General features: G+C 67.4%; 13 protein-coding genes and 3 tRNA genes. 7 read left to right on the top strand and 9 right to left on the bottom strand.

The window, feature by feature from the left end; all coding sequences use genetic code 11:
• Positions 1 to 14: 14 nt before the first annotated feature.
• The 4 genes from ACIHFB_RS08470 to ACIHFB_RS08455 all read right to left on the bottom strand — a co-directional run bounded on the left by ACIHFB_RS08470 (position 15) and on the right by ACIHFB_RS08455 (position 4,787).
• A complete protein-coding gene (locus ACIHFB_RS08470; protein ID WP_365278681.1) occupies positions 15 to 1,142 on the bottom strand; it encodes a hypothetical protein in 1,128 nt (375 codons plus the stop codon).
• 161 nt (positions 1,143 to 1,303) lie between these two features.
• Positions 1,304 to 2,998 (bottom strand): dolichyl-phosphate-mannose--protein mannosyltransferase, encoded by a 1,695-nt coding sequence (locus tag ACIHFB_RS08465; RefSeq protein WP_400126753.1) that lies wholly within the window; start codon positions 2,996 to 2,998, stop codon positions 1,304 to 1,306.
• Positions 2,999 to 3,231: 233 nt separating this feature from the next.
• Entirely contained in the window at positions 3,232 to 3,789 is a 558-nt protein-coding gene (locus tag ACIHFB_RS08460) for a hypothetical protein (RefSeq protein ID WP_400125988.1), read from the bottom strand.
• A gap of 41 nt (positions 3,790 to 3,830) precedes the next feature.
• Positions 3,831 to 4,787 carry a hypothetical protein gene (locus ACIHFB_RS08455; protein WP_400125986.1) on the bottom strand — a complete coding sequence of 319 codons (957 nt, stop codon included), beginning with the start codon at positions 4,785 to 4,787 and terminating at the stop codon, positions 3,831 to 3,833.
• Positions 4,788 to 5,031: 244 nt separating this feature from the next.
• Between ACIHFB_RS08455 and pglW the strand changes: the two genes are divergently transcribed.
• The 6 genes from pglW to ACIHFB_RS08425 are packed head-to-tail and all read left to right on the top strand — an operon-like array spanning position 5,032 to position 23,346.
• Positions 5,032 to 9,477 carry a BREX system serine/threonine kinase PglW gene (gene pglW / locus ACIHFB_RS08450; RefSeq protein WP_400125985.1) on the top strand — a complete coding sequence of 1,482 codons (4,446 nt, stop codon included), beginning with the start codon at positions 5,032 to 5,034 and terminating at the stop codon, positions 9,475 to 9,477.
• Between the two features lie 5 nt (positions 9,478 to 9,482).
• A complete protein-coding gene (gene pglX / locus ACIHFB_RS08445) occupies positions 9,483 to 13,220 on the top strand; it encodes a BREX-2 system adenine-specific DNA-methyltransferase PglX (RefSeq protein ID WP_400125983.1) in 3,738 nt (1,245 codons plus the stop codon).
• The gene (locus tag ACIHFB_RS08440) at positions 13,213 to 17,127 is read left to right on the top strand and encodes a PglY protein (RefSeq protein WP_400125981.1); all 3,915 of its coding nucleotides are present in this window, start codon (positions 13,213 to 13,215) and stop codon (positions 17,125 to 17,127) included. The genes pglX and ACIHFB_RS08440 overlap by 8 nt, the downstream gene beginning before the upstream one ends.
• Complete coding sequence (pglZ, locus tag ACIHFB_RS08435; protein ID WP_400125980.1) at positions 17,127 to 19,892, top strand: BREX-2 system phosphatase PglZ; 2,766 nt, start codon at positions 17,127 to 17,129, stop codon at positions 19,890 to 19,892. The genes ACIHFB_RS08440 and pglZ overlap by 1 nt, the downstream gene beginning before the upstream one ends.
• On the top strand, positions 19,889 to 21,217 hold the full coding sequence (gene brxD, locus ACIHFB_RS08430) for a BREX system ATP-binding protein BrxD (protein WP_400125978.1): 1,329 nt from the start codon (positions 19,889 to 19,891) through the stop codon (positions 21,215 to 21,217). Before pglZ ends, brxD begins: the two co-directional genes overlap by 4 nt.
• Positions 21,214 to 23,346: a DEAD/DEAH box helicase gene (locus ACIHFB_RS08425; RefSeq protein WP_400125976.1), complete on the top strand. Its 2,133-nt coding sequence runs from the start codon at positions 21,214 to 21,216 to the stop codon at positions 23,344 to 23,346. The genes brxD and ACIHFB_RS08425 overlap by 4 nt, the downstream gene beginning before the upstream one ends.
• A gap of 59 nt (positions 23,347 to 23,405) precedes the next feature.
• On the opposite strand, the gene ACIHFB_RS08420 is transcribed toward ACIHFB_RS08425, so the two are convergent.
• From ACIHFB_RS08420 to ACIHFB_RS08400, 5 genes are all read right to left on the bottom strand, one after another.
• Positions 23,406 to 23,813: a PIN domain nuclease gene (locus ACIHFB_RS08420; RefSeq protein WP_400125974.1), complete on the bottom strand. Its 408-nt coding sequence runs from the start codon at positions 23,811 to 23,813 to the stop codon at positions 23,406 to 23,408.
• The gene (locus tag ACIHFB_RS08415) at positions 23,810 to 24,043 is read right to left on the bottom strand and encodes a type II toxin-antitoxin system VapB family antitoxin (RefSeq protein ID WP_400125973.1); all 234 of its coding nucleotides are present in this window, start codon (positions 24,041 to 24,043) and stop codon (positions 23,810 to 23,812) included. The genes ACIHFB_RS08420 and ACIHFB_RS08415 overlap by 4 nt, the downstream gene beginning before the upstream one ends.
• A gap of 334 nt (positions 24,044 to 24,377) precedes the next feature.
• Positions 24,378 to 24,451, bottom strand: a tRNA-Ile gene (locus tag ACIHFB_RS08410).
• A gap of 167 nt (positions 24,452 to 24,618) precedes the next feature.
• A tRNA-Asn gene (locus ACIHFB_RS08405) sits at positions 24,619 to 24,691 on the bottom strand.
• Positions 24,692 to 24,697: 6 nt separating this feature from the next.
• Positions 24,698 to 24,770 (bottom strand) — tRNA-Asn (locus ACIHFB_RS08400).
• Between the two features lie 131 nt (positions 24,771 to 24,901).
• Here ACIHFB_RS08400 and ACIHFB_RS08395 point away from each other — a divergent pair.
• A complete protein-coding gene (locus ACIHFB_RS08395; RefSeq protein WP_365278687.1) occupies positions 24,902 to 25,195 on the top strand; it encodes a YtxH domain-containing protein in 294 nt (97 codons plus the stop codon).
• Positions 25,196 to 25,215 lie beyond the last annotated feature (20 nt).

Genomic DNA, 25,215 nt, shown 5'->3' with positions numbered 1-25,215 from the left:
CCTCGCGAAGGTGCTCAGGTGCGGGTGACGGTTCCGCAGGACTCCTCGCGGTTCGGGTCCGGGGTGCGGCTGCGGTCGTAGGGGTCGACGGCCGATCCGGAGGGCGAGGGGCCCACGGGGGCGTCCGAGTCGAAGTCGGGGTGGAGGAAGCCGTCGTAGAGGTCGCAGGCGGAGTTGCCGATCTCCTGGTCGTAGCTCTGCACGCTGAGCTTCCCCGGGGTGACCTGATAGCGGCTCGGGTCGAGGAGCTGGACGTCGAGCAGGCGTCGTACGACGGTACGGGCCACCTCGGTCGCGCCGTCCGCCGCCTTCACCAGCGGGTAGACGAAGGTGTAGTCGGCGTGCACGACCACCGAGCCCTCCTTGCCGCCCGCGAAGGTCATCCGCCCGCGGGTTTTGACCACGTCACCGACCAGCCGTACCTCGGTGGGGTCGAAGCGGCTGAACATCGTCAGCGGGTCGTGGTTCTTGTCGGGCTTGCGCAGCGAGGTGTTCAGCAGCTCGACCAGCTCCGGCTGCCGGGTGTCGAGCACACCGAGCGCGGTCTCGGGACGCCCGCCGCGCAGCGTGGCCGGGTCGAGGTTGGCGTCGACCAGCAACTCCCGTGTCTGCTGGAGGGCTTGCGCGACCTGGTCCTTCGAGAACTTGCCGACCGCGGTGGCCCTTGGCGCAAGGATCCCGGCCGCGCCGTCGGCGTACTGCTTGGCCGGTGAGCCGGCGAACGGGTCGGCGAGGGTGGGGGTGTCCGGGGCCATGGCGGAGGGCGCCGCGGTAGGGCGGCCGGTTTCGGCGGGCAGCGGGGAGGCGGCGGAGTCGGCCGGGGCGCCGGATCCGAAGGGGTTCCCGGGCAGCAGCGACGGCCTCACCGCGACCAGCGCGACCACGACCGCGACAGGGACTCCGATGACCGCCCACATCCGCCGGCGCCGAGCGGTACGCACCTCCGGCCGGGCGGGCCCGGTGCGCCACCCTGCGGGCGCCTCTCCCCGCGCCTCCTGCTCCCGCAGCCGCGCGGTGACCATACGCGCCCGGGCGGACGGCTCCTTGGGCGCCGCGTCCGGGGTCTCCCGCTCCGCATCCTTGAGGAACTTTTCCCACTCGTCGTCAGATATGGGCGACTCGTCGGACGGCTGTCTGGCCATGCTGATACTCCCCCTCACGCTCACCACCGGACCACATCGGGATCACTCCCGCCGGTCCCCCCAGAGACCGCGTCGCCCTCCCGCAGGGACGGGACCGACGCGCAGGCGCAAGTGTAAATGTGCCATGGACATGGCCGACGACGGAGCCTGCGTCCGGTGCTCTACACCCACGAGCCGAGCCACATACGGGCCTGCCACGAGTCGTAGGGAATGCTCACGCCGGCGTAAATGGCGAAGAAGTAGATGAAGTTCCACACGATCAGCAGGGTGAGTGCGCCGACGCTCACCGCGCCCCGGACACGGCGTCGTCGGCCGGCCCCGGGCGGTCCGGCCATGGCGCCCGCCATCATGGCCACGGCCAGGCACAGGTAGGGCAGGAAGACGATCGCGTAGAAGGAGAAGGTGGTGCGGTCCTGGTAGAGGAACCAGGGCAGCCATCCCGCCGCCACCGCGCACAGGATCGCGCCGGCCCGCCAGTCCCGTCGTAGCGCCCACCGGTACAGCACATAGACGAGGGCGCAACAGGCCGTCCACCACAGCAGCGGCGTCCCCAGCGCGATGATCTCCCGGGCACAGCCGGCGGCCGCCCGGCAGCCGTCCTGGCCCTGCGCCGAGGAGTGGAAGTCCACGGGCACGGGGCGTCCGAGGACCGGCCAGCTCCACGGGTTCGACTTGTACCGGTGCCAGGCGTCCAGGCCGACGTTGAACTCGTAGACCTGGTGTTGGTAGTGCCAGAAGCTGCGCAGGGGTGCGGGGATCCACGCCCACGGGCCGCCGCGGCCGTCCGCCCAGTGACGACCGTACCCCTGGTCGGAGGCGAACCATCCGGTCCAGGTGAGGAGATAGGCGGCCAGAGCGGCCGGTACGAGGGATGCCAGCGAGGGGGCCAGGTCCTTGCGCAGCACCGCCCGGACGGGGTGCCGGGCTCCGGCGACGCGGCGGGAGCCGACGTCCCAGAGCAGGGCCAGCGCCGTGAAGGCGACCAGGAAGTACCAGCCGTTCCATTTGGTCGCCGCCGCAAGCCCCAGACAGCCCCCCGCCGCCCAGCGCCAGGGCCGCCACCCCATGCTTCCCCGGTCGGCCAGCCGGGCGCGTGCCCGGTCCCGGTCGAGCAGCAGACAGCCGAAGGCGGCCAGCACGAAGAACATCACGATGAGGTCGAGCAGCGCGGTACGGCTGAGGACGTAGTGCAGTCCGTCCACCGCCATCAGCAGCCCGGCCAGGCACCCCAAGTAGGTGGAGCGGAACAGGCGTCGGCCGATCCGGCACAGCATCAGCACCGACAGCGTGCCGAGCACGGCCGTGGCGAAGCGCCAGCCGAACGGGTCGAGGCCGAATGCCCATTCACCGGCCGCGATGACCCACTTGCCCATCGGCGGATGGGCGACGAACGCGCCCGTCTCCGACAGCGGGATGACCTGTGGATCGGCCAGCACCTGCGGGTCGGCGATCTTGCGGTCGGGCCACACCCCTTCGTAGCCGAGCCGCAGCTGCGACCAGGCGTCCTTGGCGTAGTACGTCTCGTCGAAGAGCAGGGCATGCGGCCGGCCGAGCCGCCAGAAGCGGATCACCCCGGCGAAGGCGGCCACCAGCAGCGGCCCCAGCCAGCCGGTCGCCCCGGCGAGACGTTCCGCGACAGCGGGCGGCAGTCCGATCAGCCGCCACAGCTGGACCGGCGGCCCCGGGAACGGCGGTACAAGACGCTCCCGCGCACTGGTCCACAGGGGCGACACATAGCCGAAGCGACGCAGCCGCACCGGCCATCTCGAAGGCGCGTCCTCGGTCCGGTGAACCGTCCGTGTATCCCCTGCACTTGAGCCCGGCACACGACGGAAGCGTTCATCGTCGAGGTCCATGAAGCGGCCGCCCCCCAGCAGGTCGCATCGTTTCTGCACGAAGAGTGCGTGGTGGGGCGGGTGGGACTCGAACCCACGGCCGACGGATTATGAGTCCTTTGAGGATCTTGGCGGCCCTTGTCGATCCATGCTCATCTTGGCAGTGTTCCCAGGTCAGAACTAGGAGACCGGCTCCAAAGCGGTACACAGCGGATTCCCCTTCCGGATGCGCAGAGGCTCCGCCCCTACACCTCTCACACTCCCGGCCGCCGCACCGACACCGGCGGCGATGTCGGGGCCGGCCCCGACGGAGTGAGCGTGACATCCGCGAGATCGATATCGCCCCCCGCGATGACTCTGCCGAACAGCCACACCAGTCGGGTCGCCCGCGCCACCCCCAGGGCTATGGCCACTTCGGCCAACCAGTGTGCCCCGCCCGGGTCCCGCTGCGTCGTGTCGAGGATGATGGCCAGCAGGCACAGCCCTGAGATCACCAGCGTCGCACTGAGGATGCTCATCCAGTTCCGGCGGAACTGCGGCCCCTGTACCGGATGCGTGCGCAGCGTGCGCATACGTTGCCCGGTGGATGCGGCGTACAGGGTGACGGCCGCGGTGATGAAGCTGCCGACGACGGCGGCGACGGTCGCCGTCGCGGTGTAGGCAGCGATCCTCTGTTCCCTGTCGGGCCAGGCCAGCACATCCCCGCCACCCGCGATCTGCACAACCGCTGCATGCACGCCGGTGACCGACAGCACGAGGACCCAGTCCACCGTCGGCCGCCCCACCCATCGCCGCCACAGCCAATCCAGCACGTCAGCCCCCAACTCCTGCGCTGCTGCTCAGGTTAGCGGCCCTACTGACAGGCTTCCTGGAGCGCACGTTCATGCGTACGGGCCGCGGCGAAGATCGCGTCGACGGCGTAGTGCAGATCGACAGACCTGCCGTCGGTGAACGCGATCGGCACATCGCACTGCGCCGTGATGCGGTGTGCCAGGAAGTCGAGCGACTCGTACTCCAGGGATTGTCGGTGTGGGTCCCGGATGGCGACCTGGCCGCTGACCGAGCGCACCACACCCGACTCGTCCATCCACTCATCGAGGTCGGGAATGAACTGCAGTACATCGCTGCGCAGTTGGGTGGCGGCACGGTTCCTGCGGAGTTTGCTCAGCCGTCCCCCGCGCCTGGGAACCTTCAGCGAGAGCGTGATGGAGGTGTCGGGATGACGCTGCCCGAAGCTCCGCAACGAGTCCGCGAGGTCACCTCGCGCGCTCAAGGCACTGACCGTGTCCGCCGGGGCACCTTCGAGCTGCACTGTGAACTCCGACACCGCCTCGATGCGGTTGAGCTTCTCACGAGCCCGCGCGTGAATGACCGGCTTGAGTACGACCTCGCCGCACGGAAGTCCGATCCCGTTCAGCCACTTGGTGATCGCGCTCACCCGTGGGGCGGAGAAACCGCCGTGCAGGGCCCCGATGATGTTCCCGAACGGCAGGAAGCACAGGGTGGTTACGTGGACGACGTCCGTGCCGGCCGCGAGTTGCAGGGCTTCGATGGTGCCGTTGTTGTGGTCGAGTTGGTGCGGCACCTCACCGGTGATCTTGGCGAGCTGTAAATGGTCAGCCACGGTGGCAGGGTCCACGATGCCGACCAACTGATCGTCCGCGCTGCGCACGATCCGCTCGTGCGGCTCCGAGACAGCGACGCGGTCGAGGAACTCTCTCCATGGTTGGGGCTCCATGCGGGGCTGGCCGTCCTTGGCTTCTACGATCTCGAAGAAGAACACAGTTCGTCGCCGCGCCGTCCCAGCCATGCCCATCTCCCCCAACTACACCTATTCAAAAGCCACTTGATCGTAGATGGATACGCCATCACGTATGGCATACCAGCCACAGAATGGCCGAATCACTAGACCGCACGGCGCCGCCCACCTGACAAAATGACCCATTCGCTTGTCTGACGATATGACCAGGCCGCGATTCACCGCATCTCATCATGCTCCCCACGGATCACATCGACAGACGCGTGGATCGGGCAGATGAAAGGTGCGGTGAACGGTGGCGGCGGCATCAGTCGGCCAGGCGACTCCCAGGCCCGGTCCACCTCAGGTGAAACGCTGGTATCAGACGCAGCCGTCACCGTTCCCCTGGGAGCAGACGGCCCTCGATCACATCAAGCAGCGGATGCCCGTCACGGCCCCGCACTACGGCTGTGCGACCTTCTCCTTCACCGCCATGAGCGGCCGTATCAACGAGTGCGATCTCTTCATCGCCGTACCCCGCGGCCTGTACCTGGTCGAGCTGAAGGGGCATCCGGGCCGTGTCGTCAACAGCGGTGACACCTGGAGCTTCCACGCACCCGACGGCCGGATCCGCACGATCCGCAATCCGCTGCACCTCACCGACCTGAAGTCCAAGGAACTCAAGTCCCGCCTCCAGGAAGCCGCCCGCGAGATCTGCCCGGGGGAACGGATTCCGCGCATCGATCCGGCCGTCTTCCTCTCCGATCCCCTGCTCGACAGCGAGCTGGACACGGTGCAGCGCACTCACGTGTACGGGCGCGATGGCTCCACGACGGGACTGCCCGGCATCTGGGACGACTTCCTGAGCCTCCCGCCGGAACGGGAGAACTGGCGGATCACCGAGAACTTCGCCCGCCACCTGCCCGCCCTGATGAAGAAGATCGGCGTACGGGCCTCCACCGCCCACCTCGACTTCGGAGACGGCTGGAAGCTCTCCTCCCGCCCTCTGGACGCGGGCCCCACCTGGGAGGACCGGCTCGCGGAGCGCAAGGAGATGATCCACGAGGAGGGCCGGGTCCGGGTCTATCTCGTCGAACAGTTAGCCAGCGAGGATCAGCGTCGTTCCGCTTCCCGAGCCGCGGAACGCGAGTACCAGGTACTCCAGGGCATCACCCACCGCGGCATAGCCCAGGCCGTCGCCCTCCGCCAGCACCAGGGCGGTCCGGCCATCCTCTTCCGGCACCGCGAGAGCGATCTGCGCCTGGACAACTACCTTGCCGTGCACGGCCCGAAGCTGACCGACGCGATACGCCGCGACATGGTCCGCCAACTCGCCGAAGCCGTCCGCTACGCCCACCGCCGATCGCTCTACCACCGCGCTCTGGCCGCCCGCTCGATCTACGTCAGCGCGCGGGACAACGGCAGCAACCCGGTCCTGCGGATCATCGACTGGCAGGCCTCCGCCCGCGACTTCGACACCACCTCGTTGCGCTCGCTCGGCGAGTCCTCCTTCACCGGAGAGCACATCGAGGACGCGGCCCAGTGCTACCTCGCGCCCGAGACCGACGCCGACTTCCCCGACCCGGTGGACCTGGACGTCTTCGGCCTCGGAGCCGTCGCCCACCACATCCTGACGGGGATGCCGCCCGCGGAAACCCGTACCGCCCTGAAGGAACGACTTCAGGCGGACGGCGGACTACACATGTACGCGGTCAGTGACGCCGTCGACTCCGGTCTCGACGAGCTGGTGTACGCCGCCACCCGAGCATCGGTCGACGACCGCCTTGACTCCGCCGACGCCTTCCTCTCCCGGCTCGACGAAGCCGAGCAGACCAATGCCGCCCAGGCCATCGCCGTAGAGGCCGATCCTCTCGACGCCACCCCCGGGCAGGCCGTCGACGGCAACTGGACGGTGGAGCGGGTGCTCGGCACGGGCGCGACCGCTCGCGCCCTCTATGTGACCCGTGTCAGCGAAGACGAACGCGGGCGCAGGAAGGACGAGGAACGGGTCCTCAAAGTCGCGCTGGACGCGGAGAAGAACGAGCGTCTGGACTCCGAGGCGTCAGCCCTGAAGCAGGTCAGCAGCGGCCGCATCGTCAAACTGTACGAGGGTCCGCGCACCCTCGCCGGCCGGAGCGTACTGGCCCTGGAGTACGCGGGCCCCGAGACGCTGGGCCGACGGCTGCGCAGCCACGGACCGCTGGGCTACGAGGAGTTGGCGTCCTTCGGCGAGGACTTCTTCACGGCGCTGGACGACTTGGCAGCCAGAGGCATGCGCCACCGCGACTTGAAGCCCGACAACCTCGGGATCAAGGTCAGGGACGACGGCGAGCAGCAACTGATGCTGTTCGACTTCTCTCTGGCTGCCGTCTCCGACCGGGACATCAAGGCGGGCACCCGCGGCTACCTCGACCCGTTCCTGGGTGACGCACGGCGACCTGGGTACGACGACTACGCGGAGCGGTACGCAGCCGCCGTCGTGCTCCATGAAATGGCCGCCGCCGAGCGTCCGACCTGGGGCAATGGCACCGACGATCCACTGACCGCCATGAAGGACGAAACGCCGCTTCTCGCCTCCGACACCTTCATAGTCGTACTGCGTCCGGGACTCGAGACGTTCTTCGAGCGGGCCCTGCACCGGGACGTCAACCGCCGATTCGAGACCCTGCGGCAGATGCGGGACGCCTGGCGGGCGATCTTCACCGCCGCCGATCGGACCCAGCCTCCTCCGACGACGGACACGGTGACGCTCCTCGGCGTCGGCGGGCTGCCTGACGGGTTGTCCGAGGACGACATCCGCGACGTGTACGCGGACAAGGCGAAGCTCTCCACCACGCTCAGGGACGCGGGACTGACCGAGCGGGCGGCGGCGGTGGCCGAGGAACTCGGCGCGGTGACGGTCGGCGAGCTGCTCGACGTACCGCTGCCCCGATTCCGTAACAAGCGCGGAATCGGCGCGGTCGTGAAGAAGGAGCTCAACCGGCGCCACCGACAGTGGACGATGGCGCTCCGCCCGAAGAAGCCCAAGGCCACGCTTGCCGTCCCGGTAAAGCCGGTCGAGGCTGTCGGGCCGGTCACCGACGACAAGCTCAGCGCGCAGCACGAGGCCCGGCAGAACGTGGAGCGGCTCGCGGCCCTCCTCAATCCGGACCCGGCAGGCCGCAAGGACAACAAGCGGCCGCAAGTCGTCGCTGCCTGGCTCGGGCTCGACGGCAACTCGGAAATCGGTGCCTGGCCGACCAACCGACAGGTCGCGGCAACGGTCAAAGCCTCCGAGTACACGGTCTCCAGGCACCTCGGCTCAGCCATCGGTGACTGGGCCGGGGCTGGCTGGATGGACATCCTGTGCGGTGAACTGGTCGACGCGGTTCGAGACGCCGGGCGTGTGATGACCGCCCGCGAGTTGGCCCGGGTGCTCGCCGCCGGCCACGGTTCGGAGAGCGAGACGAACGAGGGTACGGAGGCCGCCGCGCTCGCCGTCGTACGGGCGGCGGTCACCGCCGAGACGCTGCTCACCGGCCGCGACGAGGAGCACGAGCCCCGACTCGCACAGTTTCGGCGCCGCGGGCGGCTGATGGTGGCCCTGGAGTCGCTGGACGGCTCCGACGACCCGACGTCGGATGAACTCGCCGCGTACGCCATGGCGTTGGGCGACGCGGCCGCGAGGATCGTCGCCACCGATCCCCTTCCCGACCGGAGTGCGGCCCTGCGTGACCTGCGTGCCGTGAGTACACCCGAGGGCATGGACCCGCTGCCCGACGCTCGGCTGGTCACCCTCGCGGCGGCGACGTCGGCGGAGGCGGCCGCCTCACCGCGCCTTGAGGTGTACCCCAGGTCACTGGAGCTGTGGCGGGCCTTGCAGATCTCGCAGGCCGCGGCCGGAGTACGCCGCGAGGTCGGCATCAGCCTGGACGGGCTGCTGGCCCGGCTGCGTTCGCGCTTCCCCGAGATGGCTCTGGGCAAGCCCACGTATGTCGAGGTCGAGGACGCGCTGCAGAAGGCCGGCTTCCCGCTGGCGTACGAGACGGCCGAGCAGCGTTTCAAGCCGCCGATTCCGGTCGCGCCGGTGGGCAGCGGCAGCAGCTGGCTGTACTCGTCCTCCACAGGAACGGTGACGGCGACCGCCCGGGCTCAGGCTGCGAGGGCGGGGGCGGGACGGGAGCCGGGGGTTCTGCTCGCGGAGAAGCTCAACTCCGCAGTGCGGGAGGGCGGTTTCCTCGCTCTGAACGTCGCGGTCAAGCGGATGCGGAGCGAGAACGGATCGGTGTCAGAGGCGATCGCGAGTGCGTTCCCGGTGCTTTCGGTGAATCTGGCGCGGGTCTTCCTGAAGGAGTTCCGGGCGCTGGCCGGCGAGCACGGTACGGACTGGTCCAAGGTGCTGGGCGCGGACACCCGGTACACGAGGAGCGGTGAACTGCCGGGCGGACTGCGGTCGTTCGTGGTGCGGGTATGGCCCAGGGTCGCGGAGCGGCTGGAGGAAGCGGCTGGGCGAGAGCCGGGGACGATTGTGTTCATCCATACGTCCGGACTGCTCAGTCACTACTACTCCGCCGGCGGCCACGAACTACTGGTGGGCCTCCAACGGGAGGCCCGCAAACCGGGCGGCCGACCCCACGGACTGTGGCTGCTCACCCCCACGCAAAACGCGCACGGCGCACCGGAGTTGGACGGACGCACGGTGGAGGTGACCGGCGGCGACGCGGAACGCGTGGTGCTGACCGAGGACTTCCTGAAGAACTTGGCTGCATATCAAGGGGGATAAGCACAGTGGGTGCACGCGGCAGTGGCAAGGACGGATTACTGAAGGACCTCCGCAAGCAGGTCGCGGTCCTGGAGGACGACTTACGGGCACGCAGCGAGTCGGTGGAGGAGTACCGGGAGCAGTTGGGCGCCGAGTACGGGAGGGCGTACGGCGCAGGGCGTACGGCGGCGACGTACGAGGCGTGGCGGGACGAGCGGGTCACGCAGGTCGCGGCGGCGTGGGTACTCGGCTGCGTCTTCGTACGCTTCTGCGAGGACAACGGCCTCATCGCCCGGCCTTGGTTAGCAGGCATCGGCGAACGTCTCAAGGACGCGGAGGACCACGACGCAGCGTTCTTCGCCGCGAACCCAGAGAAGAACGACCGCGACTGGATCACCGCGGCCTTCGACCACCTGGCCGGGACCAACCCGACGGTCGCGGGCCTCTTCGACCGGGCGCACAACCCGATGTGGGAGATCGAGCCGTCGTACGAGGCGGCGACGGGGCTGTTGAAGTTCTGGCGGCGGGTCGGGGCGGACGGTGAGATCGTCCACAAGTTCGTGGATGAGGACTTGGACACTCGTTTCCTGGGCGACCTGTATCAGGACTTGAGCGAACACGCCCGCAAGACGTATGCGCTCCTCCAAACCCCGGTGTTCGTGGAGGAGTTCATCCTCGATCTGACGCTGGAACCGGCGGTGGCGGAGTTCGGACTTGTGCCGGTCGTCGAGATACGCGACGGGCACGGCGAGATACGCGAACTCCCGGCGGGGCTGCGGACGATCGACCCGGCGTGCGGGTCGGGGCACTTCCTGCTGGGGATGTTCGAGCGGCTACTGGAGAAGTGGCGGGACGCGGACAAGATAGCGGACGAGTGGACGCTGATCCGGCGCGCGCTGGCTTCGGTCCACGGCTGCGACAAGAACCCGTTCGCGGTGGCGATCGCACGGTTCCGGCTGCTGGTGGCGGTGCTGAAGGCAGCGGAAGAAGCGCCGGAAAGGCGGCTGCTGGATGCACTGCGAGAGTTCCCGATCAACATCGCGGTAGGGGACTCGCTACTGCACGGTCGCGGGGCACCGAAGCGGGAGAGCGAGGACCTGTTCTCCTCCCAGGAGGTCTTCCACTACCGGACCGAGGACATCGAGGACTACGCGCAACGATGCGACCTGCTGACTCGGGACACGTACCACGTGGTTGTCGGTAACCCGCCGTACATCCCCGTCGAAGATGAGCAGGAAAACGAAAACTACCGCGCTGCCTACGAAACATGTTCCGGCAGCTACCACCTCTCCGTGCCATTCGCCCAGCGAATTTTTCAATTGGCAACTCGATCAAGCGGATCAGATCGACACGCTGGATTCACCGGGCAGATCACTGCAAATGGATTCATGAAGCGTGACTTCGGAAAGAAACTGATCCCTTGGTTCCACCAGACTGTCGACTTGACCCATGTGATCGACACTGCAGGTGCCCATATCCCTGGACACGGAACACCAACAGTTATTCTAATCGGTCGCAATCGAATTGCGCACCAGGGGGACTCGACACGAGTAGCTCTCGGGATTCAAGATGAGCCGGGCCAACCTGACGATGCGGCCGAAGGTTTCGTCTGGAGTGCCATCAAGGCGCAGATTGGCGACCTCAGCAGCGAGTCCCCGTGGATCAGCGTAGAGGACTTCCCCCGGTCGCGCCTGGCTGACCATCCCTGGTCATTGGCTGGCGGCGGCGCCGCCGATCTCGTCGCACGATTAAACACGATAAAGGAAGATCTAAAGATTCAAACCGACGCAATTGGCCGCACAACGGATGCAGGGGAAGAAGCTGCATGGATCCTGCCCGACCCGCAGACAGCTCAACGACTAGGCGAGCAGCAGTACGTAAAGACGCTCGTAACCGGAGAGTTTGTTCGCGATTTCCTAGCAATCTCGCCGACCTTGATCAGGGTCCCATACGCCGATAGTGCACAAAAGACACCAGTTAACAAGGGGCATTGGCTGCCAACCAGACCCCTCTGGATATATAGAACTAGACTTAAGGGCAGGACAACCTTCGGGAAAACCTTATCAGACAAGGGGCGCCCCTGGTATGAACACATGGAGAATTACTCAAGTAAGTTGAAATCTCCACTGTCACTCACCTTCTCCGACATTTCTACACATTTCCATTGCGCTCTAGACAGAGGGGGTAAGCTATTCAATCGGTCGGCGCCTGTGATTAAACTAAAATCCGCCGACATTGAAAAGCACTTCCCGCTTCTTGGGATTTTGAATAGCTCTACCGCGTGTTTCTGGCTCAAGAAAGTGAGTCAGCCGAAAGCAGGGGGAGGCATAGGAAGAGGGATTCAGGATGAGCCGTGGGAGGAACGGTATCAATTTACCGCTGGGAAAGTTGAGAGACTCCCCCTCCCGCCGGTGCTGCCTGCTGAGCTCGGCCGCTCCCTCGACGCCCTCGCCCAGGAGCTCGCCACCTACGCCCCCTCCGCCATCTGCGCCGCCGACGAGCCGCCCACCCGCGCCCGTCTCGACGCCGCCCACGACGCCTGGACCCTTACCCGACAGCGCATGATCGCGTTCCAAGAGGAGCTCGACTGGGAGGTCTACCACTCCTACGGCCTCCTCACCCACGTCGAGAAGGCCCGCCTCACCGCCCCCTCCACCACCATCCCCCAAGTCAAGCTCGGGGAGCGCGCGTTCGAGATCGTCCTCGCGCGCAAGCAGGCCGCCGGAGAGTTGAAGACCGCCTGGTTCGAGCGGCACCGATCCACCCCCGTCACCGAGATTCCAGCCCACTGGCCAGACTGGTACCAGGCCATAGTCCAGGCCCGAATAGATACCATCTCCACCCGCCGCGACCTCGCCCTCATCGAGCGCCCCGAGTGCAAGCGACGCTGGGCCACCGACCCCTGGGAAAAACGCGAAAAGGCCGCGCTCCGCACCTGGTTGCTCGACCGCTGTGAGGACAAGTCACTCTGGTTCCACGTCCTCAACGACTTCGAGCAGCCCCGCACCCTCACGATCGCTCAACTCGCCGACGAACTCGAAAAGTTGCCCGATGCGAAAGCCATCCTGAACACGGCCCACCTCTACGCCCTCCACCTCGGCAAACCGAATCTCTCCCTCGCCCAGGTCCTGACCGACGTGGTGGACGCCGAGCACGTCCCGTACCTCGCCGCGTACCGGTACAAGGACACCGGCCTGCGCAAGCGGGCGCAGTGGGAGGACGTCTGGGAGCGGCAGCGTGAGGAGGACCGTACCGGGGAGCGGCTCAACATCCCCGTGCCGCCGAAGTACACCTCCGCCGACTTCACCAAGCAGTCCTTCTGGTCGAACCGCGGAAAACTCGACGTACCCAAGGAGCGTTTCGTCTCCTACCCGGACGCGAACCCCGACTCCGACCCGACCCTCCTCCTCGGCTGGGCGGGCTGGGACCAGCGTGATCAGGCGAGCGCTCTGCTGAACATCGTCAGCGAGCGTCGCAAGCAGCAGGACTGGCCGACCGAACGGCTCGTACCGCTGCTCGCCGGGATCGCGGAGCTCATGCCCTGGCTGCGCCAGTGGTTCGGAGAGGTCGACGAGGAGTGGGGTGAGGAGTCGGCCGCCGAGGAGTTCCAGAGCTTCCTGGACGGGGAGTTGGCGAGCGCACAGCTCACCCCGGCCGCGCTCGGCGACTGGCGCCCGGTGAAGAAGACCCGGGCGCGCAAGGCGGCAGCCACACCAGCGAAGACGACAACGGTCACGACGGAGACGGTGGAAGACGATGAGTAGCGGCAGCGGCGAACTCTATCTCCGCGACGTACTGGACCTGTCCGAGGTGGTCCGTGCCGGGTCGTTCAAGATCGAGCTGTCGGGCGGTTTCGACGAGACCGCCAAGCGTGTCAACGAGTACGTAGTCACCCCTCAGTTGGAACAGGCGCTGCGCCGCGCGCTGAAGATCGTCGAGGCGTCCGTCCGGGCAGGGTCGTCCGACGCCGCCTATCTGCACGGCTCCTTCGGCTCCGGCAAGAGCCACTTCATGACCGTGCTGCACGCGATCCTCTCGAACGACCCGGCCGCCCGCGCCAAACCGACGCTCCAGCCGATCATCGCGGATCATGACGCGTGGCTGCGGGACCGGAAGTTCCTGATGGTGCCGTTCCACCTGGTCGGCGCGACCGATCTCGATTCAGCGATCCTCGGCGGCTATGTCCGCACAGTCCGCCAACTGCACCCGGACGCACCGGTGCCGCCGGTCTACCGGGCTGACGCGATGTTCGACGATGCCCGGCGCCAGCGGGAGTTCTTCGCCGACGACGAGCAGTTCGTCCGCTGGCTCGGCAACCCCGCGCTGCCGAAAGAGGAGACGGCGCCCGCACAACAGACTCCGGCAGCCGACGACGAGGACGACCTGGTCGACCTCGACGTCAAGGAGGCCCCGGCGGTCTGGACACCGGCTCTCCTCGACCAGGCCCTGGCCGTCTCCCCTGAACCCAAGGTCCGCGAATGGCTGGCGTCCGCGCTGCTGTCCGGTCCGTACTCCTCGTACTCCCGTGGCGCTCTGGGCGCGAAGAACGCCTTCCTGCCGCTGGAGAACGGTCTGGACATCATCAGCCGGCACGCCAAATCCCTTGGCTACGACGGTCTGATCCTGTTCCTCGACGAGCTGATCCTCTGGCTCCAGGCTCACCTGCGCGAGCGGACCTTCGTCAACGACGAGGTCAACAAGCTGGTCAAGCTGATCGAGTCGGGTACGGGCGGACGGGCGCTGCCTGTCGTCTCCTTCATCTCCCGCCAGCGCGACCTGTCCGAGCTGATCGGGTCGGACGCGGTCGGCGCCGAGGCGAAGAACCTCGAACAGCAGGTCAAGTACCTGGCAGGGCGCATCGACCCGATCAGTCTGGAGGACCGCAACCTTCCCGAGATCATCAAGGAGCGCGTCCTCAAGCCCAAGGACGATGCGGCGAAAGCCGCCCTCGAAGCGGCGTTCGCCCGGATCGAGACCTCGAACCAGTCGGTACGTGACGTACTCCTCGACGCCAATGGCGTCACCCACGCCGACTGGAAGGACTTCAAAGCGCTCTACCCCGTCTCACCCGTCCTCCTCAACGTCCTGGTGGCCCTCTCCGGCGCACTCCAGCGCGAACGCACGGGTCTCAAGCTGCTCCAACAGATGCTCTATCAACGGCGCGAGGACATGAAGGTCGGCGAGCTGATCCCACTGGGCGACCTGTGGGACGTGCTGGCCGAGGGGATGGGTGAGGCGTTCACCGACCGGCTGCGCAGCGAGGCCGAGGCGGCGACACGCTTCCACGGCAAGGTGAAGAACCACCTGTTACAGAAGTACGGGTCCGCCGAGGACACCAAGTACAAGGCCGACGAACGCTTCGTCAAGACGATGCTGCTCGCCTATCTCGCACCCGAGGTGCCGGCTCTTGCCCGGCTGACCGGACCGCGGCTGAACGCGCTGAACCACGGGTCGATCCGCTCGCGTACCGGTCAGGAGGACCGGATCGTGGTCAGGCGGATGCAGGAGCTTCAGGCGGAGTTCCCCGGAGAGCTGCGCAGCGACGGTCATGATCTGGACCCGGTGTTCACGCTGCATCTGTCCGATCTGGACGTGGAGCCGATCCTGGACAGTGTCGGTGAGAAGGACACTCTCGGGGCACGCAAGCGGTGGGTGCAGGAGTGGTTGTGGCGGGAATTGAGGATCGCCGACAACGGCACACTCGTCGCCGACCGTGAGATCGTCTGGCACGGAACGCGCCGGATCGCCGAATTCGTCTTCGAGAACGTACGCGACCCCCAGATCCTGCCCGACGCGCAGTTCGAGCCGTCCACCCCTGACCGGATCCGCTTCGTCATCGACTATCCCTTCGACGAGGACGACAAGGTCGGACCCAGCGCGGGCGAGATCCGGGTCTACCGCCTACAGCGGGAGAAGCCAGACGCGGCGACCGTCATCTGGCTGCCGTCCTTCGTCTCCGGCCAACGGGGTACCCAACTCGGCCGCCTGCTGAAAACCAACTACCTGCTGGACCGCGATCGTTTGAAGGACTTCGCGACCCATCTGGGTTCGGACGACCAGGTGCGGGTCCGCCATCAGTTGGAGGCGCAGCGCGAAACACTCGTCGCGCAGTTGGGTCAGGTGTTGCAGCAGGCGTACGGGATCGCCAAGGCCAACGAGAGCGACCTGGGCGCACAGGTCACTGAAGGCAAGCACGTCCACGCGCTGTATGCCGGGCACAGTCCCCAGCTCCAGGGCGGCGGGGCGTTCGAGTACAACCTGCTGAAGCTCGCCGACGGGCTGCTGGACGCCATGTATCCCAAGCACCCGAACTTCGACCGTCAGGAGAGCCGCAAGCCGGTCACCGCCGCGAAGTTCAAGATGGCGTATGGCTGGATCGTCAAGGCCATGGACGACAGTTCACGCCGGGTCGTCGTCGACAGCCGAGACCTGGGCGATGTGGCACGCATCGTTCATCCGCTGGAGCTGGGCGAGGTGCACGACGGGCCGCTGAACGTGTCCACGGACTGGCGCCGGCACATCGACCAGCAGGCGGGCAAACACGGTGCGAAGGGCGACTTCGGAGTCGAGGAAATCCGCACCTGGATCGCCGAGTTGGGCTGGACGGGGCTGGACCGACTGGTCTCCAGCCTGGTGCTCGCGACGTATGCCCTGCTCGCGGACCGCTCCTGGGTCTACAACGGCAAGGCGGAGAAGGCTCCCTCCCTTGACCAGATAGGCCCCGGCTGGGCGCTGCGGGCGCAGGAGAGGCCGAGCGAGGAGGAGTACACCAGGGCGCACGAGCGGGCCGCTGCTCTGTTCGGCACGAGTGTGCCGACGATGCTGAACACCCGAAACGTCAACGCCCTCGCGGCGGATGTCCGTACCAAGGCGGAGGCGCGCGAAAACGCCGTCAGTGGACTACGACGGGCTCTGGTCCGCTACCGCTCCGCCCTCGGCATCACCGGCGAGGCACCGACCTCACGCGAGCAGTCGGTGCGGGACGCGGCCGACCTCCTCGCGCGGATCAAGCAGACTCCGGAGGCGACGCCACTCGCCCGTGACCTGGCGGCGGCGACGTATGTGACCTCGTACTTCGAACTGGGCAAGGTGATCTCCTCGGCCCAGGACGTGCTCGACGCGCTGGAGGACACCGACTGGGAACTGATCGACAGCGTACGGAAGTACACCGGCCGCGGGGACGGTCTCGCCGACCGGTCCGGGCGGCTGCTCGCGGAGATCGCGGACGCCGCGTCGAGGAAAGAGCCCGACACCAGCCTGAAGCCGGTCCTCAACGGGGCACGAGGCCAGGCCGTGGCTCTGATCAACGAGGCGGCTCGGCTGAGCACTGTCGCGCCTGTGCCGCTCCCTCCCCCGCCGGCCGTCAGACCCGAAGTGAACTCCCCCAGTGCCGGCACAGGTCACAGCGGTGCAAGCCCCACCGTCGACGACCAGCCACCACTGCCCTCCCCGCCCACCAGCGCGTCGGCGGTCCCTCGTCGCTCGCGGCGGGTGAAGGCCTCGGAGGGTGGGCGCGTGCAGGAGCACCTGCTCAACCGCGCTCTCACCGACGTACAGGACGAGATTCGCGACTATGCCGCCGCGCACCCGGACGTAGAGGTCAAGATCAATTGGGAGGTGGCGCAGGCCGGTGAAGGTGATGGCTTGAGCCTGCCGGAAGGTGATCTCTGATGGGAGCCCTCGTGCCCGAACTCGACCAGCGGGTCATCGCCGGGCTGCTCACCACCCGGCTGGCTCGCACCAAGGGCCGGCGATTGCTGCTGGTGCACGGGAAGTACGCGGCGAAAGGGCCCGAAGAGTTCAGCGTGCCGGTCGGTGACGGGACACGGCGCAAGGTCCGGGTCACCCACGCCACCTGCGTGCTCGGGCTCACCGACGCCTGGCAGGCCCATCTGGCCGCCGAGGACGCGGACTTGCTGGTGGTCACCACGGATGTGCCGGAGGAACGCATCAGCCACGATCTGCTGGGCGAGATGGTGCGCCCGCAGATCGTCACCGTCAACGAGGCCGACATCGTCAAACAACTCTTCGGCGCCGCCGATCTCGACCCGCGGATGCGACGCGATCCGTGGCTGTGGCTGCCGTCCGCGCTGATCGACGCAGAACCCGACGCGGCCCAGGGCGGCTGGCCTCAGCACGGCACCGTGCTCACCCTGGACGCGGCGATGCGCGCGTTGGTCGGGGTGCGGCTCGGGCTCGAGGGCCTCTTCGAGGGCGGAGCGTCGGTGGACGTCGACGCTCTGCTGGCCTGGTCCCGCACACCGGGCCATCCCGAGCGCCTCGCCACACTGTCGGAGGCCGAACGCCGGGGCATCGCCGAATGGCTGGCACAGAGCGCGGGCGAGGCCGCGCCGGTGCTGCTGCGGCTCGCGCTCCAGGGACGGGGAGCCGAGGCCACCGCGCTGGGTGTACTGGCGTCCGTCATGACCGGGGAGACAGCGTCGGCCGATGCTGCCGTGGCACTCGGCTCGGTCTTCGGGTTGGGATCCCGGCCCTCCGAACTGCGCGCCTACGCGCGAGCGGTGGAAGGCACCCTGACCCGCTGGATCGGCGAGGCGTCAGGCCGTGGGCCGCAGAGCGAGGAGGCCCGGCAGCGGGTCGTCGATGTGCTGTACCAAGCCGACCGGCTGGCAGGCGACGCCCATCTGACCGCCGCGCTGGCCGGCAACCCGTTTCTTCCTTCCGGCTTCCAGACACGGCTGCGCGGACTGGCCGACGCCCTGTCCGAAGGACCGCAGGCCGCTCAGGCCGCCTGGGAACATGTGGCGGAGCATCAACTCGCCGCCGTCCTCTACCCGAAGCGGGTCGAGCTCGCACGCATGGCAGTACGGCTGCTTCGCTGGCTGAACGCACCGGAACCGGCCGTCTCCTCGGTCGGTCAGGCAGTGTGTGCGCATGTCGCGGACTGGGGGTGGGTGGACCGGGCGCTGGCACGGTTGCGGGAGGGTGACAGCGAGGCCGAGCCCGCGCTGGCACAGGCGTATCGCTCGGTGCACGACGCTGTGCGACGGCGGCGGGCCTTGGTCGACGAGGCTTTCGCGGCTCAGCTCGGTCCATGGGTCCAGCACGCCTCCTCCGCGCAACCCGATGGAGCGCTACCCATCGAGGACGTACTGCGGACGATCGCGCTGCCGCTGGCGAAGGTGCGGCCGCCGCTGGTACTCGTCCTGGACGGGATGAGCAGCGCGGTCGCGGCCCAGCTCGGCGAAGAGCTGACCGGGGCAGGGCGGTGGAGCGAACTGTCCGGCGACGGACGGCGGGCCGCCGCCGTCGCGATGATCCCTTCGGTGACGGTGATCAGCCGGGCGACGTTGTTGTGCGGACGGCCGGTGTCGGGAGGCCCGGATGAGGAGAAGGAAGGGTTCGCCGCCTTCTGGAAACAGCACCGGCACACGGCGGTTCTCTTCCACCGGACCGAGATCCCCGGACCGGCCGGGCAACTGCTCGACCCGCGGTTGGTGGCGGCGATCGCTTCGGACGACATCATCGGTGTCGTACTGGACACGATCGGCGAGAGTCTCGATCACGGGCAGTGGAACGCATCCGCCGACTGGTCCGTGAGCCGGGTGAAATACCTCACCGAACTACTCAACTCCGCGCGTGGGCAAGGCCGTCCGGTGGTCCTCGTCTCCGATCACGGGCATGTGCTGGACCGGACAGAGGCCGAGCCGTCCGCCGCCGAAGGCGTGGAGTCGGCCCGCTGGCGTACGGGGCCGGAGGTCGGTGAAGGTGAGATCTCGCTTTCCGGACCCCGAGTGCTGGAGAACGACGGCCGGATCACCGTGCCCTGGTCGGAGGAGATCCGCTACACCCCGCGCAGGGCCGGGTACTACGGCGGTGCCGCGCTCGCCGAGATGACGGTGCCGGTCCTGGTCCTGGCGCCGTCCGTAGAGCTGGCACCCGCGGAGTGGAGCGAGCTGCCACGCGAAACCGTACAGCCGTCGTGGTGGGGGGCGGAAGCCACATCCCTACCGGTGCCTATCCCTGTCAAGCCGGCGAAGAGGGCAGCGAAGGTCAGGCCGAAGCCACGGCCACAGGAAGGTGAGCTCTTTGCCGACGACGCGGTCGAGGTGCCCGCCGCCACCCCACCGGCGGAACAGGCCGTGCTCACGCTCGGTCAGCAGATCCTCGACACCACGGTCTACAAGCATCAGCGCAAGTTCGTCCGCAAGCCGCCGGAGCACAAGGTGGTGGCCGCCGTCATCGACGCGCTCGACCACGCGGGCGGCACGCTCTCGCTCGCGGCGGTCGCCGCGGCGGCCCTCGGTTCGGGTGGCCGTACGAACACCCGAACCGAGGGCCTTGTGACCGTGCTGACCCGGCTGTTGAACATCGAGGGCTACGAGGTCATCAGTCTGATCGACTCCCGGACCAGGGTCCGGCTCAACCGCGAGACGCTGCGCGAGCAGTTCGAGCTGTCCGAGGAGAGCGTGTGAGCGCCGCACCGGTCAGTGCGGCCCGCCGCCGCGAGGTCATCGACGCGCTACGGCGCGGGACGGTGCCGCAGTCGGGGCTCGACCTGTTCGCGGTCGGCCTGGAGCGTTTCGCGCCCGCGCTGGACGAGCGGATCTCCACGATCGCATCGGGCGGCGCGTCCTTCCACGCGATTCGCGGAGAGTACGGGTCCGGCAAGACCTTCTTCGCACGCTGGCTCGCCGAACGGGCCAAGCGGTCCGGGCTCGCCACCGCCGAGATCCAGATCTCTGAGACGGAAACCCCGCTGCACAAACTGGAGACCGTCTACCGTCGGCTCACCGAGCGGCTGACCACCGCGACCGAACCGGCCAGTGCGCTGCGCTCGGTGGTCGACGGATGGTTCTACACCCTTGAGCAAGAGGTGGACGAGGCGCATCCCGAACTCGCCGAGGACAACGAGGCGTTGGAGGAGGCGGTCGAGGACCTGCTGGAGACACGACTGCGCGCGGTCGCCCGGACCACGCCGGCGTTCTCAGCAGCTCTGCGCGGTTACCGCAAGGCCACGCTTGCCGGGGATTCGGCGACCGCCGAGGCTGTGATCGCCTGGCTCGGCGGCCAGAAGTCGGTGGCCGCCTCCGCACGACGAACCGCAGGAGTACGCGGAGACCTGGACCATTTCGCGGCGCTCGGCTTCCTCCAGGGTCTGCTCACCGTACTGAAGGACTGTGGGCATCCCGGGCTCTTGGTGGTCCTGGACGAGATCGAGACCTTGCAGCGGGTCCGGGGCGACGTACGTGAGAAGGGGCTGAACGCACTGCGTCAGCTTCTCGACGAAATCGACGCGGGCCGTTTTCCCGGACTCTTCCTGGTGATCACCGGAACCCCCGCCTTCTACGACGGACAGCAGGGCATACAACGGCTCCCGCCGCTCGCCCAGCGGCTGACGACCGACTTCTCGACCGATCCGCGCTTCGACTCACCGCGGGCGGTCCAGCTGCGACTGACCGGCTTCGATCTCGTACGACTCGGCGAACTCGGCTGCTCTGTAAGGAACTTGTACGCGGGCGCGGCCAAGCACCCTGAGCGCATCGCGGCACGGGTCGATGACGCGTATGTCGCCGAGCTGGCCACCGCCATGACAGGCAAGCTCGGCGGGCGGGCCGGGATAGCCCCACGGCTGTTCCTGCGCAAGCTGGTCGCGGACGTACTGGACCGGGTCGACGAATTCGACGACTTCGACCCACGCAAGCACTACGCGCTGACAGTGAACGCCACTGAGTTGAGCGAGGTCGAGCGCAACGCGGCAGCAGGCAGCGCCGACGAGATCGAGCTGGAGCTGCCATGACCGGCGCCCCCGAACCACTCGACCGGTTACATCCCGGACTGGTCCATCACATCGTCAACACCCTGGGATGGCCCGAGCTCCGCCTTCTCCAGGAGGAGGCCATCGAGCCGCTGCTCGAGGGCTCGGACGCTGTCCTTCTGGCCCCGACCGCCGGCGGGAAGACCGAGGCCGCCTCCTTCCCGCTGCTTTCGAAGATGGCGCAGGAGAACTGGACCGGCACCTCGGTGCTGTATGTCTGTCCACTGAAGGCGCTGCTGAACAACCTTCTGCCGCGCCTGGAGACGTACACCTCCTGGCTGGGGCGGACCGCCGCACTGTGGCACGGAGACGTGTCGCAGCCGCGCCGCAAGAAGATCCTGCGGGACCGGCCGGACGTACTGCTGACCACACCGGAATCGCTGGAAGCGATGCTGGTCAGCACCAATGTCGATCACCGGGCGTTCTTCTCCGGACTGCAGGCCATCGTCGTCGACGAGGTGCACGCCTTCGCGGGGGACGACCGGGGATGGCACCTGCTGGCCGTGCTCGAGCGCCTGCAACGGGTCGTGGGACGACCGGTACAACGCATCGGGCTTTCCGCGACGGTGGGCAACCCGGATCACCTGCTCACCTGGCTGCAGGGTTCAGGGAGCGAGCACCGACCGGCGCGAGTCGTCGCCCCGCGCCAGCGCGAGAAATCTCCTGCGCTGCCACCGCCCGGCGACATCCAGGTCGACTATGTGGGTTCCCTGGAGAACGCGGCCACTGTGATCGCTGCCCTGCACCGCGGCGAGAAGCGACTGGTGTTTTGCGAGTCGCGTCGCCAGGTCGAGAAGCTTGGAGAGAGCCTGCGCACCAAGGGCGTGACCACGTTCCTGTCCCACGCGTCCCTGTCGGTGGATGAACGGCGGCGGGCAGAAGAAGCCTTCGCCGAAGCACGCGACTGCGTGATCGTCTCTACCAGCACCCTCGAACTCGGCATCGACGTAGGAGACTTGGACCGCGTCATCCAGATCGACGCACCCGCCACCGTGGCTTCCTTCCTCCAGCGCCTTGGCCGTACGGGTCGACGGCCGGGTTCCACCCGCAACTGCCTGTTCCTCACCGTCGACGAGGACGGACTGATCGGCGCGGCAGCCCTGCTGCTGCTGTGGTCGCGCGGCTGGGTGGAGCCGGTGGTGGCCCCACCGGAACCCCGGCACATCGTCGCCCAACAAGTGCTGGCCCTCTGTCTGCAGGAGCACCGAGTCGGGGACCGGCTGTGGCAGGAATGGTGGGGAGGGCTCGGTCCCTTCGGAGCCTCGGCCGAACCTATCGTGCGCCACCTGGTCGAGGAGGGATTCCTGGACCAGGACGGAGGGATGCTCTTCATCGGCCCCGAGGCGGAACGCCGCTTCGGCTACCGGCACTTCATGGACCTCACCGCGGTGTTCACCGCGGCTCCCGAATTCACGGTGCTCGCGGGCCGTACAGAGATCGGCACGACCAATCCCGCGCTGCTGACCGAGGAGGTGACGGGTCCTCGGCGCCTCCTCCTCGCCGGACAGAGCTGGCAGGTGACGTACATCGACTGGTCCCGGCGGCGATGCTTCGTCGAACCGGTCGACGGCGGCGGCAAGGCGCGCTGGGGAGGAACGGGTGCCGGCCGGACCGCCTCGTACGAACTGACTCGCGCGGCACGGGAAGTACTCCTCGGCGCCGACCCGCCGGTCACCCTCACCGGGCGCGCCAGGACCGCGCTCGCCCAAGCACGGGAGAGCAGCTCGGAACTGGTCCACCCAGACGGGACGGTGGTCGTAAGGGGCGGACGTGACACCAACGTGCGCTGGTGGACCTGGGCCGGTTACCGGGCCAACGCCACCCTGGCCGCCACACTCACTATGATCGCCGATCCCCTCCAGCGGCCGACGGACGCCTGCATCCGGCTTCGCGAGGACGTGACGCCCGCAGAATGGAGGAAGGCCGTTTCGGAGGCAGCCGATCAACTGTGCCTTCCCGCAGTGGACGCGCGTGCGCTGAATGGCCTCAAGTTCAGCGCGGCACTGCCGACCCGGCTCGCGGAGGCCACCCTTGCCGCACGGCTCGCGAATCTGGACGGTGCGACGGCCGCGCTCAGAGGACCGACCAGGTTCACTGCTCTGGGGCAGTGACTTGGGCATCGATCATCGATGGGGCCAACAGACCGACAAAGTGAACCGGCTCCAGAAGATCAGGCTCGTACGTCCCGCTGCTGAACTTCCTTGAGCACTCCGGCCACTGTCACGAAGTCGTTGTCCACGTGGAGAACGGTATGCCCATGGTGTACGGCTGTCGCACACACCAACAGATCGATCGCTCCAGCCGCCCGATGCTGGCCCCGCTGGGTCAGTTTGTACTGGGCGGTGTCGACCCAACGCCAGGCGTTCTTCGGAACCGGAGAGAGCAAGCAGAGCGCGTCCAGTTCCTCTGCGAGCTCATCCCGATGGGACGGGCTGGTTGCCGAGTAGAGAAATTCGGCACGTGTCGGCTCGCAGATGTGGAACACCCCGGCGGCGATGTGTCCCTCCCAAGGGTGCAACGCACCCGGAGTACGGAACAAGTGCCACAGAGCCGAGGTATCCACCAGATACGTGATCACTCGAAGGCCTCGCGTCGCGCACGCTTCTCCGCGTCATGCGCCGCCGCGGCTTGCTCGAACTCACCACGCGCACCCCGCGCGACCAACTTCTCCGCAGCCTCAAGCCGCTTGATCCGCGCCACGTAGTCCCGAAGGGCCGCGTTGACGGTCTCCTTCTTCGTCGTAACACCCATCAGCCGCATGGCCTCGGCCAGCGCCTCGTCGTCGAGATCAATCTGTGTGACGGACATCGGACACCTCCAACATCCACGATGTATGCACCCAAGATACATCACCAACATTGAGTGCGGCCATCGATCACAAACAGACCACGCGAGGGAAGTGCGCCGAATGTCGGGGCGTTCCCATGGGTCGCTTCCCGCCACGGGGCGAGGCGGCGAGACCTGCTCGACGTCGACACGAAATACCACATAGACACCATGCCCGACTTGACCGGAATCGACGTCCAGAGTCTGTCCAGACGATCATGAAATCATGATCGCGACAGGGTCGCCACGACCCTCAACTCGCCCGACCCTCCAGCTAAGTTGCTGGTCAGATCGATTCTGCTCGCGTAGCGCGAAGTGGGGCGGGTGGGACTCGAACCCACGGCCGACGGATTATGAGTCCGCTGCTCTAACCGGCTGAGCTACCGCCCCATAGCGGCGTGTCGCGCACATTTGTGCGCGCCGTCTGCCGCAGCATAGCCGCTCATACGATCTCCTGCCTCGGATGGTCGACTTCGCACGCCCATGAGGACTTCGGCCTGCCCCGGGCGGTTCCACCAGGCATGAAAAAGGACCCCAACGGGGTCCTCTTCTAAGTGCTCTCCCGACTGGACTCGAACCAGTAACCTGCCGGTTAACAGCCGGCTGCTCTGCCAATTGAGCTACGGAAGATCGAAGCTCCCCCGACTGGACTCGAACCAGTAACCTGCCGGTTAACAGCCGGCTGCTCTGCCAATTGAGCTACGGAGGATTGCCTCGCTGCATCGAACGTACCTCCCTGGGTATTCGCCAGGGGGCGCGCGCTCGCTGCGACACATACATTAGCGCAAGCAGGGGGGTGCTCCGCCAATCGGTTCCCCGTCGTCAAGGAAGGTGGCCGCCATGCGCTACCGGCTCACGTTCGTCGCCGGACTCGCTCTGGGTTACGTGCTGGGCACGAAGGCCGGGCGCGAGCGCTACGAGCAGATGAAGAAGTCCGCCCGTCAGATCTCCCAGAACCCCGCCGTCCGCAACACCGCCGAGTCGGCCGCCCACCAGGGCCGCCAGTTCGCCGGCAAGGCGTACCACACGGTCAGTGAAAAGGTCCCCGACTCCGTGGCCCAACGCGTCCGCTCCCTGCGCGAACGCAACGGCAACGGCGCAACGGAGGACGACTGGGGAACCAGTAACACCTGAACGCCGGCACCGGTGAACCC

The organism is Streptomyces sp. NPDC051963 (assembly GCF_044593495.1).
Classification (GTDB): Bacteria; Actinomycetota; Actinomycetes; order Streptomycetales; family Streptomycetaceae; genus Streptomyces.
Note: the sequence above shows the minus strand (reverse complement) of the source record. Positions and strands in the feature narration are given on the sequence as shown.

Bases quoted from the DNA above. Each gene is read 5' to 3' on its own strand.
- ACIHFB_RS08470 (WP_365278681.1), bottom strand. From the start codon at position 1,142: ATGGCCAGACAGCCGTCCGACGAGTCGCCCATATCTGACGACGAGTGG.
- ACIHFB_RS08465 (WP_400126753.1), bottom strand. From the start codon at position 2,998: ATGGACCTCGACGATGAACGCTTCCGTCGTGTGCCGGGCTCAAGTGCA.
- ACIHFB_RS08455 (WP_400125986.1), bottom strand. From the start codon at position 4,787: ATGGCTGGGACGGCGCGGCGACGAACTGTGTTCTTCTTCGAGATCGTA.
- ACIHFB_RS08440 (WP_400125981.1), top strand. From the start codon at position 13,213: ATGAGTAGCGGCAGCGGCGAACTCTATCTCCGCGACGTACTGGACCTG.
- pglZ (WP_400125980.1), top strand. From the start codon at position 17,127: ATGGGAGCCCTCGTGCCCGAACTCGACCAGCGGGTCATCGCCGGGCTG.
- ACIHFB_RS08425 (WP_400125976.1), top strand. From the start codon at position 21,214: ATGACCGGCGCCCCCGAACCACTCGACCGGTTACATCCCGGACTGGTC.
- ACIHFB_RS08415 (WP_400125973.1), bottom strand. From the start codon at position 24,043: ATGTCCGTCACACAGATTGATCTCGACGACGAGGCGCTGGCCGAGGCC.
- ACIHFB_RS08395 (WP_365278687.1), top strand. From the start codon at position 24,902: ATGCGCTACCGGCTCACGTTCGTCGCCGGACTCGCTCTGGGTTACGTG.